This window comes from Halomonas sp. ABH4_019, from assembly GCF_056159885.1.
Genome location: NZ_JBSWWC010000001.1, coordinates 163,189 through 182,679, shown reverse-complemented (window position 1 = coordinate 182,679; position 19,491 = coordinate 163,189). Strand labels below are relative to the sequence as shown.

17 protein-coding genes are annotated in these 19,491 nt (G+C 67.5%); 6 read left to right on the top strand and 11 right to left on the bottom strand.

Annotated elements, in window-relative coordinates; all coding sequences use genetic code 11:
• The first annotated feature begins 94 nt into the window (after positions 1-94).
• On the top strand, positions 95-2,323 hold the full coding sequence (locus tag ACXAFN_RS00840; RefSeq protein ID WP_474985354.1) for an FAD-dependent oxidoreductase: 2,229 nt from the start codon (positions 95-97) through the stop codon (positions 2,321-2,323).
• Positions 2,323-2,952: a CDP-alcohol phosphatidyltransferase family protein gene (locus ACXAFN_RS00835; RefSeq protein ID WP_474985352.1), complete on the top strand. Its 630-nt coding sequence runs from the start codon at positions 2,323-2,325 to the stop codon at positions 2,950-2,952. Before ACXAFN_RS00840 ends, ACXAFN_RS00835 begins: the two co-directional genes overlap by 1 nt.
• 71 nt (positions 2,953-3,023) lie before the next feature.
• Here the strand turns inward: ACXAFN_RS00835 and ACXAFN_RS00830 are convergent, their stop codons facing one another.
• Positions 3,024-3,506, bottom strand: a complete 483-nt coding sequence (locus ACXAFN_RS00830; protein WP_474985351.1) for an FKBP-type peptidyl-prolyl cis-trans isomerase — start codon at positions 3,504-3,506, stop codon at positions 3,024-3,026.
• A 215-nt stretch (positions 3,507-3,721) separates the two neighbouring features.
• On the opposite strand from ACXAFN_RS00830, the gene ACXAFN_RS00825 reads away from it, so the two are divergent.
• Entirely contained in the window at positions 3,722-4,003 is a 282-nt protein-coding gene (locus ACXAFN_RS00825; protein WP_474985349.1) for a hypothetical protein, read from the top strand.
• Between the two features lie 105 nt (positions 4,004-4,108).
• Here ACXAFN_RS00825 and ACXAFN_RS00820 read toward each other — a convergent pair whose 3' ends face one another.
• From ACXAFN_RS00820 to ACXAFN_RS00775, 10 genes are all read right to left on the bottom strand, one after another.
• The gene (locus ACXAFN_RS00820; protein WP_474985347.1) at positions 4,109-4,576 is read right to left on the bottom strand and encodes an outer membrane lipoprotein; all 468 of its coding nucleotides are present in this window, start codon (positions 4,574-4,576) and stop codon (positions 4,109-4,111) included.
• A 257-nt stretch (positions 4,577-4,833) separates the two neighbouring features.
• Entirely contained in the window at positions 4,834-5,055 is a 222-nt protein-coding gene (locus ACXAFN_RS00815) for a hypothetical protein (RefSeq protein WP_474985345.1), read from the bottom strand.
• A 628-nt stretch (positions 5,056-5,683) separates the two neighbouring features.
• A complete protein-coding gene (locus tag ACXAFN_RS00810; RefSeq protein ID WP_474985343.1) occupies positions 5,684-7,282 on the bottom strand; it encodes an isocitrate lyase in 1,599 nt (532 codons plus the stop codon).
• A 333-nt stretch (positions 7,283-7,615) separates the two neighbouring features.
• Positions 7,616-8,047, bottom strand: coding sequence for a GNAT family N-acetyltransferase (locus ACXAFN_RS00805; protein ID WP_474985341.1), 432 nt, complete (start codon positions 8,045-8,047; stop codon positions 7,616-7,618).
• Complete coding sequence (locus ACXAFN_RS00800; protein WP_474985339.1) at positions 8,040-9,236, bottom strand: JmjC domain-containing protein; 1,197 nt, start codon at positions 9,234-9,236, stop codon at positions 8,040-8,042. Before ACXAFN_RS00800 ends, ACXAFN_RS00805 begins: the two co-directional genes overlap by 8 nt.
• Positions 9,237-9,562: 326 nt before the next feature.
• On the bottom strand, positions 9,563-10,942 hold the full coding sequence (purB, locus tag ACXAFN_RS00795; RefSeq protein ID WP_474985338.1) for an adenylosuccinate lyase: 1,380 nt from the start codon (positions 10,940-10,942) through the stop codon (positions 9,563-9,565).
• 32 nt (positions 10,943-10,974) lie between these two features.
• Positions 10,975-11,616, bottom strand: coding sequence for a high frequency lysogenization protein HflD (hflD, locus tag ACXAFN_RS00790; RefSeq protein WP_474985337.1), 642 nt, complete (start codon positions 11,614-11,616; stop codon positions 10,975-10,977).
• Complete coding sequence (gene mnmA / locus ACXAFN_RS00785; protein WP_474985335.1) at positions 11,613-12,725, bottom strand: tRNA 2-thiouridine(34) synthase MnmA; 1,113 nt, start codon at positions 12,723-12,725, stop codon at positions 11,613-11,615. Before mnmA ends, hflD begins: the two co-directional genes overlap by 4 nt.
• A gap of 186 nt (positions 12,726-12,911) precedes the next feature.
• Positions 12,912-13,361, bottom strand: coding sequence for an NUDIX domain-containing protein (locus tag ACXAFN_RS00780; protein WP_474985333.1), 450 nt, complete (start codon positions 13,359-13,361; stop codon positions 12,912-12,914).
• A complete protein-coding gene (locus ACXAFN_RS00775) occupies positions 13,358-13,960 on the bottom strand; it encodes a pseudouridine synthase (protein WP_474985331.1) in 603 nt (200 codons plus the stop codon). Before ACXAFN_RS00775 ends, ACXAFN_RS00780 begins: the two co-directional genes overlap by 4 nt.
• 276 nt (positions 13,961-14,236) lie before the next feature.
• Here ACXAFN_RS00775 and ACXAFN_RS00770 point away from each other — a divergent pair, with 276 nt between their 5' ends.
• The 3 genes from ACXAFN_RS00770 (at position 14,237) to clpA (ending at position 19,465) form a co-directional block, all read left to right on the top strand.
• Complete coding sequence (locus ACXAFN_RS00770) at positions 14,237-16,471, top strand: NADP-dependent isocitrate dehydrogenase (protein WP_474985329.1); 2,235 nt, start codon at positions 14,237-14,239, stop codon at positions 16,469-16,471.
• A 219-nt stretch (positions 16,472-16,690) separates the two neighbouring features.
• Positions 16,691-17,053, top strand: coding sequence for an ATP-dependent Clp protease adapter ClpS (gene clpS / locus ACXAFN_RS00765; RefSeq protein ID WP_474985328.1), 363 nt, complete (start codon positions 16,691-16,693; stop codon positions 17,051-17,053).
• Between the two features lie 135 nt (positions 17,054-17,188).
• Positions 17,189-19,465 (top strand): ATP-dependent Clp protease ATP-binding subunit ClpA, encoded by a 2,277-nt coding sequence (gene clpA, locus ACXAFN_RS00760; protein ID WP_474985326.1) that lies wholly within the window; start codon positions 17,189-17,191, stop codon positions 19,463-19,465.
• Positions 19,466-19,491: the final 26 nt, after the last annotated feature.

Below are 19,491 nucleotides of genomic sequence, written 5' to 3'. Positions count from 1 at the left end.
CGGACCTTACAAGGTGGTGCGGAGTGGTATGTAAGGATACTTGTGGGGCGCCGACTCAAGAGGCGATAGCTCACCATGGAACAGGGAGACCGATTTGACCAAGCGACGCCTGATACTACTGTGCCTCATTGCCCTCGTCTTCGTGGGTTTCTTTCTCTCCGGTGCCGATCAGGCGCTGACCCTCGACAACCTCAAGGCCGAACAGGCTCGCTTCCAGGCCTGGCTGGCCGAGGACCCGCTGACGGTGGCCGGCGGCTTCTTCCTGATCTATGTGGCCATGGCGGCGCTGTCGCTGCCCGGGGCGGCCCTGTTGACGCTGCTCGGCGGGGCTCTGTTCGGCTTCGGCTGGGGGCTGGTGCTGATCTCGTTCGCCAGCAGCCTGGGGGCCACCCTGGCCGCGCTGATCGCCCGCACCCTGGCCCGTGAGCCACTCGAGCGGCGCTTCGCCGGCCAGCTCGAGCGCATCAACGCCGGGATTCGCCGCGAGGGTGCCTTCTATCTCTTCACCCTGAGGCTGATCCCGCTGTTCCCCTTCTTCGTGATCAATCTGGTGATGGGCCTGACCCGCATGCCGCTCTCGACCTTCTACTGGGTCAGTCAGCTGGGCATGCTGCCGGGCACCGCGGTCTACGTGAACGCCGGCCGCGAGCTTGGCGACCTGGAATCGCTGTCCGGCATCCTGTCGCCGGGCCTGATCGGGTCCTTCGTGCTGGTGGGGCTCTTTCCCTGGCTGGCCCGGGCCCTGGTGGCCGTCGTCAAGCGCCGTCGGCTGGCCCGTCGCTTTTCTCGTCCGAGCCGCTTCGATCACGACGTGGTGGTGATCGGCGGCGGCTCGGCGGGCCTGGTGGCCAGCTACATCGCCGCCGCCGTCAATGCCCGGGTGGCGCTGGTGGAGCGCGACCGGCTGGGCGGCGACTGCCTGAACACCGGCTGCGTGCCTTCCAAGGCGCTGATCCGCGCGGCGCGCAGCGTCGCCGAGATTCGCCGGGCACCGCGCTACGGCATCGAGGCCGGTGTGCCCAGGGTCGACTTTTCCGCCGTCATGGCCCAGGTGCATCGGGCGATCCGCGAGATCGAGCCCCATGATAGCCGCGAGCGCTACGAGGGGCTGGGCGTCGAGGTTGTCGGGGGCGAGGCGCGCCTGGAGGACCCCTGGCGCGTGCGCATTCGTGAGGATGACGGCGAGCGCGTGCTGACGACTCGGCACGTGATCATCGCCAGCGGCGCCTCGCCCTGGGTGCCGCCGCTGCCGGGCCTCGAGGCCATCGAGGTGCTGACCTCCGATAACCTGTGGCAACTCGAGGCGCTGCCCGGGCGGCTGCTGGTGCTGGGCGGCGGCCCCATCGGCTGTGAGCTGGGCCAGAGCTTCGCACGGCTCGGTAGCCGGGTGACCCTGGTGGAGATGGGCGGCCAACTGCTGCCCCGGGAGGACGAGGACGCGGCCGCCGAAGTCGCCTCGCAGCTGGACGAGGAAGGCGTCGAGGTGTGCCTGAACGCCCGGGCGCTGAGGGTCGTGGCGTTGGATGACGGTGCCCACGGTCTGGAGGTCGAAGTCGGCGAGGGCCCGGAGAAGCGCAGCGAGACGCTGCCCTTCGATCGACTGCTGGTGGCGGTCGGCCGGCGGGCCAACGTCGAGGGGCTGGGGCTCGAGGCGCTGGGCGTCGAGACCCGGTCCGACGGGACCCTGGCGGTGGACGAGACGCTGCGCTCGGTGCTGCCCAACGTCTGGGCCTGTGGCGATGTGGCCGGCCCCTTCCAGCTGACCCACGCCGGCGCCCACCAGGCATGGCACGCCACGGTCAACGCCCTGTTCGGCGAGTTCAAGCGCTTCCGGGTCGGCTATCGGGCCCTGCCGGCGGTGACCTTCACCGACCCGGAAGTGGCCAGGGTCGGGCTCAACGAGCGCGAGGCCCGGACGCGAGGCATCGCCTTCGAGGTCACCCGGTATTCGCTGGCCGAACTCGACCGTGCCATCGCCGACGGCCAGCGAGAGGGCTTTGTCAAGGTGTTGACCGTACCAGGCAAGGATCGCCTGCTGGGCGCCACCCTGGTGGGGGCCGGGGCGGGCGAGATGCTTGCCGAGTTCACCCTGGCGATGACCCATGGCATCGGCCTGAACAAGCTGCTCGGCACCGTGCATCCCTATCCGACTCGCAGCGAGGCGGTGAAGGCCACCGCCGGCGTCTGGAAGAATGCCCACAAGCCGGCGCGGTTGCTGGACTGGCTGGCCCGCTACTTCGCCTGGCGTCGCGGCGAGAGGGGCGCGTCGCGCGATCGCCGCATGACGGGCCATGACATCACCGACAGGGAAGGAGAGGCCTGATGCTCGACCGCTGGACCATGCCACTGACCCAGCGGCCGCTGCGGGGGGTGGCCGGTTGGCTGGCCGGGCTTGGCCTGCGCCCGGACCAGGTGACGCTGGCCGCCTTCGTGGTCGGCCTGCTGGCGCTGCCGCTGCTGGCCATGGAGGCCTATGGCGCGGCGCTGGTGGCGATCCTGCTCAACCGCCTGGGTGACGGCCTGGACGGTGCCCTGGCGCGCTTGACCGAGCGGGACAGCGATGCCGGTGGCTTCCTCGACATCGGCCTGGACTTCGTCTTCTATGCCGCCGTGGTACTGGGCTTCGCCCTGGCCGACCCGGCGGCCAATGCCCTGGCCGCGAGCCTGCTGCTGTTCGCCTTCATCGGCACCGGGACCTCGTTTCTGGCCTTCGCGATCATGGCCGCTCGCCATGCCCTGGATCGGCCGCGCTTCCCGCGCAAGGCCTTCTATTACCTGGATGGCCTGACCGAGGGGACCGAGACCGTGCTGGCGCTGGTGGCCTTCTGCCTGTGGCCGGCGCATTTCCCGGTGCTGGCCGGCATCTTCGCGGCGGCCTGCCTGATCACCACCGCAACCCGGCTGGCGGGGGGCTACCTGACCCTCAAGGGGCTGTCGTCGGACGCGTGCTGAGCTGGCCATGCGGGCATGAAAAAGGGCAGCCAATGGCTGCCCTTTTTCGTCACGGGAGGATGGCGCGAGCCTCAGTGCTCGTGGCCGCCCTCGCCATGGACGTGGCCGTGCTCGACCTCTTCCTCGCTGGCCTCGCGAACTTCGGCGATCTCGACGTCGAAGTTCAGGGTCTGGCCGGCGAGCGGGTGGTTGCCGTCGACGGTCACGGTGTCGCCTTCGACCTGGGTCACGGTGACCATCAGCGGGCCGCCCTGGGTCTGGGCCTGGAACTGCATGCCGGGCTCCACGTTCTCGACGCCCTGGAAGGCATCGCGCGGCACTTCCTGGACGAGCTGCGGCTGCACCTCGCCGTAGCCTTCTTCCGGCGCGACCTTGGCCTGGAGCTTGTCGCCGGCCGAACGGCCTTCCATTTCCTTCTCGAGGCCCGGAATGATGTTGCCGGCGCCGTGGAGGTAGGTCAGCGGCTCACGGCCTTCCGAGCTGTCCAGCACTTCACCTGCATCATTGGTCAGGGTGTAGTGGAAGGCGACAACGGAATTCTGCGCGATCTGCATTGATGAACCTATAGGTGAGTGCATGTAAAAGCGCATGGTAACGTGGCGTCCCGGGAGCTGTCAGTGGCGCGATGACATTTTTCAGCTTGTCCGGGTGCATCCTGAGCGATATTCACGCCTTCGCCGCCGGTTGCGTACCCCCGGTGGCGGGGATACCCTTGCTGCGACGCGTTTCTTCCCCTTCCTATTTCATTCGTACCCTGCTGGAGACCACCATGACCGTGACCGTCATCTGGCTGATCGCCTTCGCCGTGATCCTCTACCTGTGCCTCAACCGCTGGGAGGCCTCCGTCAGCGGGGCGCTCGACAAGCTGATCCCGTCGATCCTGCGCAGCGAGGATGACCGCTGGGTGTGGTGCCCGGCCATCGCCGTGCTGGTCGCCACCGCCATCGTGCGTCCCGTCGACCTGCTGCTGACGCTGATCATCATCGGCTTGATCGCCGTCATCGGCGGCAAGCTGGTGTGCTGGGCGATGAACAAGGCCAGCTTCCACTGAGGCTCGCCCCCTGGAGGCGAGGAGGCCCGCGGCAGTCGCCGCGGGCCTCTTTTTTTCCCGGCTTTTTTTCCTCGGCGGGTTCTGCCCACCGGTCGTGCGATGGGATCAGTAGGGGGCGACGCTGACACGGCTGCCGCTGCCGATCAGGCGGACCCGCTGCCCGACCTGGAAGGCCTGGTCGGCCTTCTGCACCACCACCACGGTCTGGCCGGTGTCCTTGCGGATCTCGAGCTCCCAGGCATCGACGCGGTTGGTGGACTCCTCGACCTTGCTCCCGGCCACGGCGCCGCCGATGGCGCCGGCCACGGTGGCCAGCTGGCGCCCTGAGCCGCCGCCCACCTGGTTGCCGAGCAGGCCGCCGATGACCGCGCCACCGCCGCTACCCAGCAGGCCGCCGGCTCGGCTGTCGGCCTGGATCTGTACTCGGCGCATGGCGGTGATGGTGCCCACGCTGACGTTCTGGGCGGCCTTGGCCTGGTTGCCGGAATAGACGTTGCCCGAATAGGGCGAGGTGTTGGCGCAGCCGGCCAGGGTCAGGGTGCTCAGGGCCAGTACGGGGAGAAGATGCTTCATGGGTGACCTCCTTGCCAGGCGGTGGTATGACAGCGGCGTTGGCGATAACGTGCTGTCAAGACACATGAAATAGTGGATGGATGCGTCTCCGAGTCTATCCCGGAGGTATGGCTTTGACCAGCCGGGGGCGAAGTCGTGCAATGTCGTCGTTGCCTCCCACCGGGGGCCGTCGCGCCAGTGGGCGATCCATCAAAAGGCCCACCCTCGCCGGGCGGCGGGGTGGGCCAAAGGACGTTCGGTGATGAACGGACGGGCGCTTATTCCTCCTCGTCCAGCGGCTGGGCATCCCCGGCCAGCACCTCGTCCCAGGCGTCGTCGAGGGAGTAGCCCACGCGATTGTCGATGGTATCGATCACCTCGACGGCGTGCTGCAGAGACTCCCGATTTCCCTTCAGGGCCAGCACCAGCTTGGCCAGATCCTGCTTGCTGAACGTGCTGGCAATGAGGTCGGCTTGTTGGCTCAGTTCGATGCAGTTCATGTGTAACACCTCTTGATATGGCCATCCGCCGGCGGACATCGGCTCCGGGGAGCCCGCCATCCGCGATGGCATTGTTGTGTGCCTGCTACTCATGCCGGGCCGGGTAAGCGCCCGGTGCTGCAATTGCGAAATGGTCACAAGCTTGGTCAGACCATCGCCTCTGGCGCCCGGATCATCAGGAAAAGCGCCTCGGTGTGTAGCCCAGTGCAGGGTCGTGAATCGGGGTAACGAAACCTTGGCCTGCGCTGTGACTTGACTATGGTGCAGGACAGCAAACTTCACCATGCCTCCTTGGGCGCACTCGCGGTTGTAGCCCGACTACATCGGGCAAGGAACGTCGTGGATGTTGTCGGTATCCTTCACGGGTGAGGAGCGAGAGGAGAAAGGAGTGAGGAGCAAGGAGTGAGGAGTGAGGAGTGAAGAGTGAGGAGCAGGGAGCCAGGAGCCAGGAGCCAGGAGCCAGGAGCCAGGAGCGAGGAGCGAGGGGCAGGGAGCGAGAGGCCTGGGGCGATGAGGGATATGCGAGGAGCGGGAGGCGTGAGGCGAAGGCGAAAGCCAAAGGCGCCGGATGAGCGGGCAGCAAAAGGGGAGGCCGAAGCCTCCCCGGGGATGTGGCCGATGCGGTCGATCAGCCGAACTGGTTCATGGTGTTGTCCTTGCCGCCGGCCTTGAGGGCCGCCTCGCCGTGGAAGAACTCCTTGTGGTCGTCGCCGATGTTGGAACCGGCCATGTCCTGGTGCTTGACGGTGGCGATGCCCTCGCGGATCTCGCGGCGTTGGACGCCCGCCACGTAGGCCAGCATGCCCTCGTCGCCGAAGTAGCCGCGTGCCAGGTTGTCGGTGGAGAGCGCGGCGGTGTGGTAGGTCGGCAGGGTGATCAGGTGGTGGAAGATGCCGGCCTCGCGGGCGCCGTCGCGCTGGAAGTTCCGGGTCCAGTCGTCGGCCAGTCGGCCCAGCTCGGTGTCGTCATACTCGGCGCTCATCAGCTGGGCACGGTCGTAGGCGGAAACGTCGCGGCCTTCGGCCTCCCAGGCGTCGAACACCTGCTGGCGGAAGTTCAGCGTCCAGTTGAAGGACGGCGAGTTGTTGTAGACCAGCTTGGCGTCGGGGCAGACCTCGCGGATGCGGTCCACCATGCCCTTGATCTGGCCGACGTGGGGCTTCTCGGTCTCGATCCACAGCAGGTCGGCGCCGTTCTGCAGGCTGGTGATGCAGTCCAGCACCACCCGATCCTCGCCGGTGCCCGGCTTGAACTGGTAGAGGCCGGAGGCCAGGCGCTTGACCTTGACCAGCTTGCCATCCTGCTTGATCACCACGTCGCCGTTGGCGATATCGTCCGCCGAGGCAATCTCGTCGCCGTCCAGGAAGCCGTTGTACTGGTCGCCCAGGTCGCCGGGCTCCTGGGTCACGGCGATCTTCTGGGTCAGGCCGGCGCCCAGGGAGTCGGTGCGGGCGACGATCACGCCGTCTTCCACGCCGAGCTCCAGGAAGGCGTAGCGCACGGCGTTGATCTTGGCGATGAAGTCCTCGTGGGGCACGGTGACCTTGCCGTCCTGGTGGCCGCACTGCTTCTCGTCGGAGACCTGGTTCTCGAGCTGGATACAGCAGGCACCGGCCTCGATCATCTTCCTGGCCAGCAGGTAGGTGGCCTCGGCGTTGCCGAACCCGGCGTCGATGTCGGCGATGATCGGCACCACATGGGTCTCGTGGTTATCGATCCGGGCGGTCAGCTCGTTGGCTCGCGCCTGGTCGCCGGCCTGCCTGGCCGCCTCCAGATCGCGGAACAGGTGGTTGAGCTCCCAGCTGTCGGCCTGGCGCAGGAAGGTGTAGAGCTCCTCGATCAGCGCCGGCACGCTGGTCTTCTCGTGCATCGATTGGTCGGGCAAGGGGCCGAACTCGGAGCGCAGGGCGGCGACCATCCAGCCCGAGAGATAGAGGTAGCGGCCCTTGGTGTGACCGAAGTGCTTCTTGATGGAGATCATCTTCTGCTGGCCGATGAAGCCGTGCCAGCAGCCCAGCGACTGGGTGTATTGCGCGGTGTCGGCGTCGTAGGCCGCCATGTCCTCGCGCATGATCCCGGCGGTGTAGCGGGCGATGTCCAGGCCGGTCTGGAAGCGGTTCTGGAGGCGCATGCGGGCCGCGTGTTGCGGGTCGATGTTGTCCCACTTGCCGCGCTGGGCCTCGCGCAGCTGGGCCAGGGTCCTGAGTTGGTCGTTGAGTGCTGCCATGGAGCCGTCCTCTCTGCTGGGGAAGTCGCCGTCGGTATCCTCGACGATGGGTATGCTGCAACTGCGAAGTCCTGTTCAGGTTCGTCCGCCCTTCGGCATCTGTCTCTAGGGCCTTGGTCGAACCTCGACGCGGCGGAGGGCCTGGTCTCACTACACGAACGAGCGTTCGCTTCCAGTCGTTCCGCCGTTGCCTTGGTCTTCACTATGGGCCGGCATGGCGGGCCTCAACAATTGATCCTTGGGGGCAGAGGGGGTTGTAGCCCGACTACAGGAGGGGGCTTAATCGTGCCGTTCCTGTAGTCGGATTTCCTGGCGGGAAGGCGGGCAGGGCCGTCAGGCGTCGAGGCGCAGGGCCATGTTGCGGTGCGGAATGCCGGCGTCGAGGAAGGTCTCGCCATGGGCCTCGAAGCCCAGTCGCTCGTAGAAGGCCAGGGCGTGGATCTGGGCCGCCAGCTCCACGGCGGGAAAGCCGCGTCGGCGCGCGGCCTCGATCGCCGCTTCCATCAGGGCGATCCCGATACCCAGGCCGCGGGCCTCCGCGAGTACGGCGACCCGGCCGATGTGGCCATCGGGCAGCAATCTGGCGGTGCCCACCGCCGCGCCGTCGACCAGGGCGAGAAAGTGTACGCACTCGCCGTCGCGGCCGTCCCATTCTTCCTCTCGGGGAACCCGCTGTTCCTCGATAAAGACGACGCGGCGGATCTCGCCGGCCGCCTCGCCGAGGGCGGCCCAGTCGCCTTCGCGGATCTCGATGCTATCACTCATGCGCTTCTTCCTCCTCGTCGCTCCACCAGGCCAGGCTGCCGGCATCGAGCAGCTGGGTCAGCACACGCGGGGCGTCGTCGAAGGCCAGCAGCTCGGCGTCGACCGGCTCGCCGCCGGCCAGGGCGCGGGCCAGGGCGCTCGAGCATGCGAGGCCGTCGCCGTCGACGAACAGGCTGGCGCGATCGTCGTCCAGCGCCCGCCAGGCGAAGCGGGAGCCGGGGCTGCGCTCCAGCGTCTCGCCGTCCTGTAGTGCGGCGACAAGCGCCTCGGGAGCGGTGGGCGTCTCGCTGGCCACCAGCTGGTCGACGTACTTGGGCTGGGTCATCACGCGGCCGAACCACTGGGCCAGTTGGGCCGGGTCGTCGAGGGTCTCGAGGATCAGCGCGCGCATGCGCTCGAGGGCGGCGTCGTCGAGCTCGGCCGGATCGGCGGGCGGCGCCATGCCGGCATCGGCGTAGCGCAGCGAGGGCGGCAGCTGTTCGCCGATGTAGTCGGCGTAGGAGGTCACGGCCTCGTCGGCGGAGGGGGCGCGGAAGCCCACCGAGAAGGTCATGCAGTCGCTGGACTGGCTGACGCCGTGATGGGCCCAGCCCGGCGGCAGGTAGAGCATGTCGCCCGGTTCCAGCACCCAGTCGGCGTCGGCCTCGACCTCGAAGGTCTCGAGGATGCGCAGGTCGATGCCAGAGAGGATGGGCGCGTCGTCGCCGACCTTGCCGCCGAGCTGCCAGCGGCGCTGGCCGCTGGCCTGGAGCAGGAAGACGTCGTACTGGTCGACGTGGGGGCCGACGCTGCCGCCCGGCGGGGCGTAGCTGACCATGATGTCGTCGAGGCGCCAGCGGGGCAGAAAGTCGAAGGTCTCGAGCAGCTCGGCGACCTCGGGCACGTAGTGGTCCACGGCCTGGACCAGCAGGGTCCAGTCCCGCTCCGGCAGGCGGGCGAAGGTCGCCTCGTCGAAGGGGCCGTGGCTGACCTGCCAGGGGCCGTCGGGGCCTTGCTCCTCGACCAGGCGCGCCTCGATGTTGTCCTCGCAGGCCAGGCCGGCGAGCTCGTCGGGCTCGAGCGGGCTCTGGAAGTCGGGGATGGCGCCGCGGATCAGCAGCGGCCGGCGCTGCCAGTGGTCGCGCAGGAAGTCGGCGGCGGTGCGGCCGCCGAGCAGGGTGAGGGGTTCGTCTCGGGACTGTCGTGACATGTGGCTCGCGCTCGCGAAGGGATGAAACGGCGACAGGCGCCGAGTGGCGCCTGTCGGGATACTAGCATGTGGGGCCGGAGTGGCGGGGAACGCGGCTGTTCCGGCGACAGGTCTGGGCGAGGGCGCTGTGAATACGTCCCTGTGCGCTACCGATTCCCTGCGGCGCTCTCGCATCCTGCTCCGCTTGCAGGGCCGGTGCTGGCCATCCTTGGCCGGCCCGTTCGGAGCCGTGCTCCTCACCCCTGGAATCGGACCCTCTTCAGACCTGTCCCCGGCGCCGCTCACGCTTGCTTCCGGCTTCCGGCTTCCGGCTTCCGGCTTCCGGCTTACAGCTTGCGCGCCTGGGCCTCGGCGTTGCCGATGTAGTTGGCCGGAGTCAGCTGCTTCAGTTCAGCCTTGACGGTCTCGGGCAATTCCAGCGTGTCGATAAAGGCGGCGAAGCCGGCCTGGTCGATGCGCTTGCCGCGGGTCAGCTCCTTGAGCTTCTCGTAGGGCTTCTCGATGCCGTAGCGACGCATCACGGTCTGGATCGGCTCGGCCAGCACTTCCCAGCTGTTGTCCAGGTCCTCGGCCAGGCGGGCCGGGTTGGCCTCGAGCTTACCGATGCCCTTCAGCGAGGCCTGGTAGGCCACCAGCGCGTAGGCCATGCCGACGCCCAGGTTGCGCAGCACGGTGGAGTCGGTCAGGTCGCGCTGCCAGCGGGAGATCGGCAGCTTCTCGGCCAGGTGACCCAGCACGGCGTTGGCGAGGCCCAGGTTGCCTTCGGAGTTCTCGAAGTCGATCGGGTTGACCTTGTGCGGCATGGTCGAGGAGCCGATCTCGCCGGCCACGGTCTTCTGCTTGAAGTAGCCCAGCGAGATGTAGCCCCAGACGTCGCGATCGAAGTCGATCAGCACGGTGTTGAAGCGGCACACGGCGTCGAACAGCTCGGCGATGTAGTCGTGGGGCTCGATCTGGGTGGTGTAGGGATTGAAGGTCAGGCCCAGGCCCTCGACGAAGGTGCGGGCGTTGGCCTCCCAGTCGACCTCCGGGTAGGTCGCCAGATGGGCGTTGTAGTTGCCCACGGCGCCGTTGATCTTGCCGAACAGCGCCACGCCCTCGATCTGCTTGAGCTGGCGACGCAGCCGGTAGGCGACGTTGGCCATCTCCTTGCCGAGGGTGGTGGGGCTGGCGGTCTGGCCGTGGGTGCGCGACAGCATCGGCTGGGCGGCGTGCTCCTCGGCCAGGCGGGCCACCTCGTCGGCCACCTGGTGCATCACCGGCAGCAGGGCGTCCAGGCCGCCGCGCAGCATCAGCGCGTGGGACAGGTTGTTGATGTCCTCGCTGGTGCAGGCGAAGTGCACGAACTCGGTGATGGCGTGCAGCTCGGGCTGATCGGCGATGCGCTCCTTGATGAAGTACTCCACCGCCTTGACGTCGTGGTTGGTGGTGCGCTCGATCTCCTTGATGCGTTCGGCGTCCTCCACGGAGAAGTCGCGCACCAGGGCGTTAAGCGCCGCGGTGGCCTCGGCGGAGAGCGGCGGCACCTCGGTGATCTGCGGTTGCTCGGCGAGGCGCTGCAGCCAGCGGGCCTCGACGATGACCCGGGCACGGATCAGGCCGAATTCGCTGAAGTGCTCGCGCAGGGCCTCGGCCTTGCTGCCGTAGCGGCCATCGACGGGTGAAAGGGCGGTGAGGGCGGTCAAGGGGAGTGACTTGGGCTGCATGGTCGCGTTCCGGGTGGGCGTGGTGGGGGAAATCAGTTCAGCTCGTCCAGGGCCTTCTTCAAGGCGCCGCGCTGGAACATCAGCTTCCAGCGGCGGCCGCCCTGCTGGTGCCACAGCAAGGCGAAGCGGATGCCGGTCAGCAGGCAGGCGCGCACCCGTTCGGGCATCATGCGGCTCTGCAGCAGCGAGGGGTCGCCCTGGACGACGATCCGGTTCTTGAAGGTGGAAATGGTGTCCTGATAGGCCTCGCCGAGGCTGGCGATGACGTTCTCGTGAGTCTCGCCGAAGTGCTCGGCCTGGCCCTGGATGCGGGTCAGGCGGGCGCCCAGGGTGTCCATCATGTCGGCGTCGTTGCGCAGCTTGCTCATCAGCATCAGCAGCGAGAAACCGTAGCGCATCACCACGGGGCTGGCCTGGCGGCGGCCCAGCATGCCTTCGAGGGTCTCGAGGCCCTGACGCAGGTTGTTGGGGTGGCCGCCGTAGATGGATTCGAAACTCGCCGGGTCGGTATCCAGGGTGGCGTGGACCAGGGTGTCCCAGGCGCGCTGGTCGACCTGCCCGGTGCGGGCCAGCTGGTCGACCTGGCCGGCAGACTGAAAGACCCCGGCCAGCGCCAGCGCCTGGCGGGAGACCGGCGAGTCCGGGGCGCGGTGAATGGGTGTGGTGCCGTTCATCGCGCGGCCTCCTCGGCGTTCCAGATGGCCTTGATCACGCCGCCGCCCAGGCAGATATCGCCGTCGTAGAGCACCAGCGATTGCCCCGGCGTCACGGCCCGCTGGGCCTCATCGAAGCGCACTCGCACGCCGCCGTCTTCGGTGGTCTCGAAGCGGCAGGCCACGTCTTCCTGGCGATAGCGGGTCTTGGCGGTGAGGCGGCCTTCGGCGGCCGGTGGCTCGCCGGCGACCCAATCCATCGGCTCGGTGGCCAGGCTGTCGGTATAGAGCCGCGGATGATGCTTGCCCTGGACGGCGATCAGCACGTTGCGCTCGAGGTCCTTGTCGGCCACGAACCAGGGCGCATCGGAGTAGTCGGCGAGCCCGCCGATGCCGAGGCCCTGGCGCTGGCCGAGGGTGTAATACATCAGCCCCATGTGCTCGCCGATGACGTCGCCGTCCGGTGTCTCGATGGTGCCGGGCTGGGCGGGCAGGTACTGCTGCAGGAAGTCGCGGAAGCGCCGCTCGCCGATGAAGCAGATCCCCGTGGAGTCCTTCTTGCGCGCGGTGACCAGGCCGTGGCGCTCGGCCAGGGCGCGGACCTCGGGTTTCTCCAGCTCGCCGACCGGGAACAAAGTGCGGGCGATGGCGGCCTCGGGCACCGCATGCAGGAAGTAGCTCTGGTCCTTGTTGGCGTCGAGCCCCTTGAGCAGCCGCGGGCGAGCGTCGCGGATCCCCTCGCGGACGTAGTGGCCGGTGGCGATCTTCTCGGCGCCGAGCATCTCGGCGTACTCCAGGAACACCTTGAACTTGATCTCGCGGTTGCAGAGGATATCCGGGTTCGGCGTGCGCCCGGCCTGGTACTCGGCCAGGAAGTGCTCGAAGACGTTGTCCCAGTACTCGGCGGCGAAGTTGGCGGTGTGCAGCTTGATGCCGAGCTTGGCGCACACGGCCTCGGCATCCGCCAGGTCCTCCTTGGCGGTGCAGTACTCGGTGCCGTCGTCCTCGTCCCAGTTCTTCATGAACAGGCCCTCGACCTCATAGCCCTGCTCGAGCAGCAGCAGGGCGGAGACGGAGGAGTCGACGCCGCCGGACATGCCGACGATCACCTTGCCTTGGGTGGCTGTCATGACGCTCTCGGATTGGGTGGGTCGCAAACGGGGCGAGATTATACATCACTCGAGCGGGAAGCTCGAAGTAGGAAGAACCAAGAGCGCGGCTGCGCCCCTGGAAGAGGGAAGACCGGCGCTGCGCGCCTTGAAGAGGGACGACCAGCCGCTACCCGGCTTCCTTCTTCCCTCGTTCTTCTTCACTCTTCAGCGCTCGTGAATCGCGTCCATTGGGTAGAAGCGCCCGGCCAGGGCATCGCGGACGCGGCGCATTACCAGCGGGCTGTGCAGCCTGCCCTCGCGCTCCAGGGCCTCCAGTTCCTCCAGGGTCAGCCAGTGGGTGGCCAGTATCGCCGGGTCCAGGTCGTGGCCCAGGTGAGCCAGCGCCATGCCGTAGAAGCCGTGGCTGTGGAAGGTCTTGCCGTCCGGGGCCTGGAAGACGTAGAGCCCCAGGTAGTCGCTGATGCCGACCTGCCAGGCGGTCTCCTCGCGGAGCTCGCGCAGGGCGGCGTCGCGGATCCGCTCGTTCGGCTCCAGGTGGCCGGCCGGCTGATTGAAGCGGGTGTGCGGCCCGCCGCGGTCCTCCTCGACCATCAGGAAGCGGCCGGCGCGCTCGACCACGGTGGCCACGGTGACGAAGGGCTGCCAGCGGCTCATCGGCGTCTCCTTGCCGGGCGGTGTCCGGCCGGCGGCTGGGGGGCGTGCAGGGTCTCGTGGCGCCACTCGCCGGGTGCCAGGCCGTCGAGCCGCCAGGGACCGATGGCCACCCGCACCAGGCGCAGGGTGGGGTGACCGACGTGGGCGGTCATGCGTCGCACCTGGCGGTTTCGGCCCTCGGAGATGGTCAGTTCCAGCCAGGTGGTGACCGGGTGGCGCTTCGGATCCAGCGGCGGCTCCCGCTCGGGCAGGCCGCTCGCCGCCAGGCGGCGTACCTTGGCCGGCCGGGTCGGGCCATCCTTGAGGGTGACGCCCGCGCGCAGGGCGGCCAGGGCGTCGTCGTCGGGCTCGCCCTCGACCAGCACGCGATAGGTCTTGGACTGTTTGTGGCGCGGGTGGCTGATGCGGTGGATCAGCTCGCCGTCGTCGGAGAGCAGCAGCAGGCCCTCGGAGTCATGATCGAGGCGGCCCGCCGGATAGATCCCGGGTACGTCGAGATAGTCGGCCAGGGTGGCGCGGGGCGCGCCCTCGGCGTTGCCCTTGTCGGTGAACTGGGACAGCACCCGGTAGGGCTTGTGGAAGAGATATAGGCGGCTCATGGGGGTATCTTACCGGTCGATGCGGCGGGATGGCAGGGATCGTCTCCGATCCGGGCTCATGCGTTGGCGGCGGTGGGCTGGTATACTGCGCCTCGCTCGCCGGAGCGCCCTCGTCATTTTTGGATCTGGCGTGATCAGCCCCGAGGGATGGCCGATGCCTCGTCGCGACTGCTGTGCTGGGCTGTTCTCACCAGGGTTCCTGTCGTCCAGACATCGTGAGCGCGCGCTACCGATCCCGTTTCATGCACCGCAGTGACCAGAGAGATCTACGCCAACATGTCCAACACGCCGAAGATTATCTACACGCTGACCGACGAAGCGCCGGCCCTGGCGACCCATTCCCTGCTGCCGATCATCGATGCCTACACCGATTCGGCCGGCATCACCGTCGAGACCCGCGATATCTCCCTGGCCGGGCGTATCATCTCGCAATTCCCCGATGTCCTGTCCGAGGCGCAGCGGCTGGGCGACCACCTCGCCGAGCTGGGCGAGCTGGCCAAGACGCCGGAAGCCAACATCATCAAGCTGCCCAATATCAGCGCCTCCGTGCCGCAGCTCAAGGCCGCCATCAAGGAGCTGCAGGGGCAGGGCTATCCGCTGCCCGACTATCCGGACGAGCCGAGTAGCGACGCCGAGCGCGACGTCAAGGCCCGCTATGACCGCGTCAAGGGCAGCGCGGTCAATCCGGTGCTGCGCGAGGGCAACAGCGACCGTCGCGCGCCGCGCTCGGTCAAGAACTACGCCAGCAAGTACCCGCATCGCATGGGCGCATGGCAGGCGGACTCGCGTTCCCACGTCGCCCACATGAGCGAGGGCGACTTCTACGGTAGCGAGCGCTCCGCCGTGATCGGCGCCGACGGCGCGCTCAAGATCGAACTGGTCGGCCAGGACGGCAGCGTCAGCGTGCTCAAGGAGCGCACCCCGGTGCTGGCCGGCGAGGTGATCGACGGCGCCATGATGAGCCGCAAGGCGCTCTCGGCCTTCGTCGCCGAGCAGATCGCCGACGCCAAGGCCCAGGACGTGCTGTTCTCCCTGCACCTCAAGGCGACCATGATGAAGGTCTCCGACCCGATCATGTTCGGCATGGTGGTCGAGGAGTTCTATCGCGACGTGCTCGAGAAGCATGCCGCGGCCCTGGAGGAGGTCGGCTTCGACGCCACCAACGGCATCGGCGACCTCTACGCCACCATCGCCAAGCTGCCGGCCGACAAGCAGGCCGAGATCGAGGCCGACATCCAGGCGCTGTATGCCGAGCGCCCGAGCCTGGCCATGGTCGATTCCTACAAGGGGATCACCAACCTGCACGTGCCGAGCGACGTGATCATCGACGCCTCCATGCCGGCGATGATCCGCGATTCCGGCAAGATGTGGGGCGCCGACGATGCCCTGCACGACACCAAGGCGGTGATCCCGGATCGCTGCTATGCCGGCATCTACCAGGCCACCATCGACGACTGCAAGAAGAACGGCGCCTTCGATCCGACCACCATGGGCAGCGTGCCCAACGTCGGTCTGATGGCCCAGAAGGCCGAGGAGTACGGCTCCCACGACAAGACCTTCCAGATCCCCGCCGATGGCACCGTGCGCGTGACCGACGAGGCCGGCGAGGTGCTGTTCGAGCACGCGGTGGAAGAGGGCGACATCTGGCGCATGTGCCAGACCAAGGACGCGCCGATCCGCGACTGGGTCAAGCTGGCCGTGTCCCGCGCCCGCGAGAGTGGTGCCCCGGCGGTGTTCTGGCTCGACGCCGAGCGTGCCCACGACGCCCAGCTGATCGAGAAGGTCGAGGCCTACCTCCAGGATCACGACACCGATGGCCTGGACATCCGCATCCTGGCACCGGTCGAGGCGATGCAGTTCTCGCTGTCGCGCATTCGCCGCGGCGAGGACACCATCTCGGTGACCGGCAATGTGCTGCGGGACTACCTGACCGATCTGTTCCCGATCATGGAGCTCGGTACCAGCGCCAAGATGCTGTCCATCGTGCCGCTGATGAACGGCGGCGGCCTGTTCGAGACAGGCGCCGGCGGCTCCGCGCCCAAGCACGTTCAGCAGCTGCTCGAGGAGAACCACCTGCGCTGGGATTCGCTGGGCGAGTTCCTGGCCCTGGCCGCGTCCCTCGAGCACCTGGGCAAGACCTTCGACAACGCCCGGGCCCGGGTGCTGGCCAAGGCCCTGGACGAGGCCAACGGCATGTTCCTCGACAGCAACAAGTCGCCGTCGCGCAAGGTCGGCGAACTGGATAACCGCGGCAGCCACTTCTACCTGGCCATGTACTGGGCCGAGGCGCTGGCCGCCCAGGACGAGGATGCCGAGCTCAAGGCGCTGTTCGGCAAGCTCGCCGCCGAGCTGACCGCCAAGGAGGCGGCCATCGTCGAGGAGCTCAACGGGGTGCAGGGCCAGGCGGTGGACATCGGCGGCTACTATCATGCCGACGGTGAGCTGGCGGATGCCGTGATGCGGCCCAGCCGCACCCTCAATGCCGCCCTGGAGCTGGTGGCCAAGCGCTGAGTCAGCGCATCCTGCGTCATGGGCACCGAGGTGTCCCGGCCCCCGCCCGGTTCACGGGCGGGGGCCGTTGCATTGAGGGGCCCGCACGTCTATAGCGGGGTGACAAGCCCACGATGAACCCGAGTGCGCCGGTGGCGTCCAAATACGGTTGAGATGTGCCGTGCGCTCGGCTTGTCGATAGTGATAGTGAAGCTTATGTTCAAGACAGAGGAATCGGGCATGGCGGCGCGTCTCGTCCTGCCCCAGGCGGGGATGACGCGTCCTCCCGAGCACGAGGAGGGCGACGACGGCGACCTGGCGGTGCAGTCGTCGGAGCCGGAGCTGGCGCGGCCGCCGATGTACAAGGTGGTATTGCATAACGACGACTTCACCCCCATGGAGTTCGTCGTGGAGGTCCTGCAGACGTTCTTCAACATGGATAGCGAGAAAGCGGTGCAGGTCATGCTGGCCGTGCATACCCAGGGCAAGGCGACCTGTGGCGTGTTCACCCGCGATATCGCGGAAACCAAGAGCCATCAGGTCAACGAGTATGCCCGAGAGTGCCAGCACCCCTTGTTGTGCGACATCGAGGCAACGGATTGACCGTGGCGATGGTCGAAGGGGGGAACCGACAGCGTTGGCGTGACGACTTGCAACGCCGATGTTTGTGCCCGATGTTGATGATGCCGGACCCAGAAAGATCCGACGCAAGCCCTAAGCGGCGAGAAGGGGACTGCCATGCTGAGCAAAGAACTTGAACTGACCCTGAACACGGCGTTTACCGTGGCGCGCTCCAAGCGTCACGAGTTCATGACCGTGGAGCACCTGCTGCTGGCGCTGCTCGACAATGCCTCGGCGGCCGACGTGCTGCGTGCCTGTGGGGCCAACCTCGACAAGCTGCGGTCCGACCTGCAGGATTTCATCAATTCCACCACGCCGCTGATTCCCGAAGACCAGGCAGACCGCGAGACCCAGCCCACGCTGGGCTTCCAGCGGGTGCTGCAGCGGGCCGTCTTTCACGTGCAATCCTCCGGCAAGAGCGAGGTGACCGGCGCCAACGTGCTGGTGGCGATCTTCTCCGAGCAGGAGAGCCAGGCCGTCTACTTCCTCAAGCAGCAGAACGTGGCCCGGGTGGATGCCGTCAACTACATCGCCCACGGCATCTCCAAGGTGTCCGGCCACGGCCAGGGCCAGAGCTCGCCGTCGCCCGAGGCCGAGGAGGCCGAGGAGGCGGGGGGCGAGCCGAGCGGCAACCCGCTCACCGGCTATGCCACCAACCTCAACGAGCAGGCCCGGATGGGCAAGATCGATCCGCTGATCGGCCGCGACCACGAGCTCGAGCGAGTGGTGCAGATCCTGGCCCGGCGGCGCAAGAACAACCCGCTGCTGGTCGGCGAGGCCGGCGTCGGCAAGACCGCCATCGCCGAGGGCCTGGCCAAGCGCGTGGTCGAGGAGGATGTCCCCGAGGTGATCGGCGATGCCGTGGTCTATTCGCTGGACATGGGCGCGCTGCTGGCCGGCACCAAGTACCGCGGCGACTTCGAGAAGCGCCTCAAGAGCCTGCTGGCCGAGCTGCGCAAGCAGCCCAACGCCATCCTGTTCATCGACGAGATTCATACCGTGATCGGCGCCGGGGCGGCCTCCGGCGGCGTGATGGACGCCTCCAACCTGCTCAAGCCGCTGCTGTCCTCCGGTGAGCTGCGTTGCATCGGCTCCACCACCTTCCAGGAATTCCGCGGCATCTTCGAGAAGGATCGGGCGCTGGCGCGGCGTTTCCAGAAGGTCGACGTCATGGCGCCGTCGGTGGAGGACACCATTCGCATCCTCAAGGGGCTGCGCTCGCGCTTCGAGGAGCACCACCAGCTGAAATACACCGACGCGGCGCTGGAGAGCGCCTCGCGGCTGGCCGATCGCTATATCAACGATCGCCACCTGCCGGACAAGGCCATCGACGTGATCGACGAGGCCGGCGCCCACCAGCGGCTGCTGCCGCCGGAGGTGCGGGTCGACACCATCGACGTCGACCAGGTCGAGGCGGTGGTGGCCTCGATCGCGCGGATCCCGCCGAAGAGCGTGTCCAGCTCCGATCGCAAGCTGCTGGCCAACATCGATCGCGACCTGAAGATGCTGGTGTTCGGTCAGGACGAGGCCATCGATGGCCTGGCGGCAGCCATCAAGCTGTCGCGGGCCGGTCTCAAGTCGCCGGACAAGCCGGTAGGCAGCTTCCTGTTCGCCGGGCCCACCGGGGTCGGCAAGACCGAGGTGGCCCGTCAGCTGGCCCATATCATGGGCATCGACCTGGTGCGCTTCGACATGTCCGAGTACATGGAGCGCCACACCGTGTCGCGGCTGATCGGCGCGCCGCCGGGCTACGTCGGCTACGATCAGGGCGGCCTGCTGACCGAGGCGATCACCAAGCAGCCGCACTGCGTGCTGCTGCTCGACGAGATCGAGAAGGCGCATCCCGAGGTCTTCAACCTGCTGCTGCAGGTCATGGATCACGGCCGGCTCACCGACAACAACGGTCGGGAGGCGGACTTCCGCCACGTGATCCTGATCATGACCTCCAATGCCGGGGTCGAGCAGGCCACGCGTCGTTCCATTGGCTTCCAGACCCAGGATCACTCCACCGATGCCATGGAGGTCATCCGCAAGACCTTCTCGCCGGAGTTCCGCAATCGCCTGGACGGCATCATCCAGTTCCACGCCCTGCCCACCGAGGTGGTGCGCAACGTGGTCGACAAGTTCCTGGTCGAGCTCCAGGCGCAGCTGGACGAGAAGCGTGTTCAGCTCGACGTGGACGAGGCCGCTCGGGACTGGCTGGCCGAGAAGGGCTACGACCCCGACATGGGGGCGAGGCCCATGGCAAGGCTGATCCAGGACAAGCTCAAGAAGCCCCTGGCCGAGCTGATCCTGTTCGGGGAGCTGGCCGAGCACGGCGGGCTGGTGCATGTCAGCGTCGAGGGCGACGAGCTGCATCTGGCCACGGAGGCGGAACTGGCCGACGCGCCCTGAAGCGGCGCGTCGTTCACTCCCTCAAC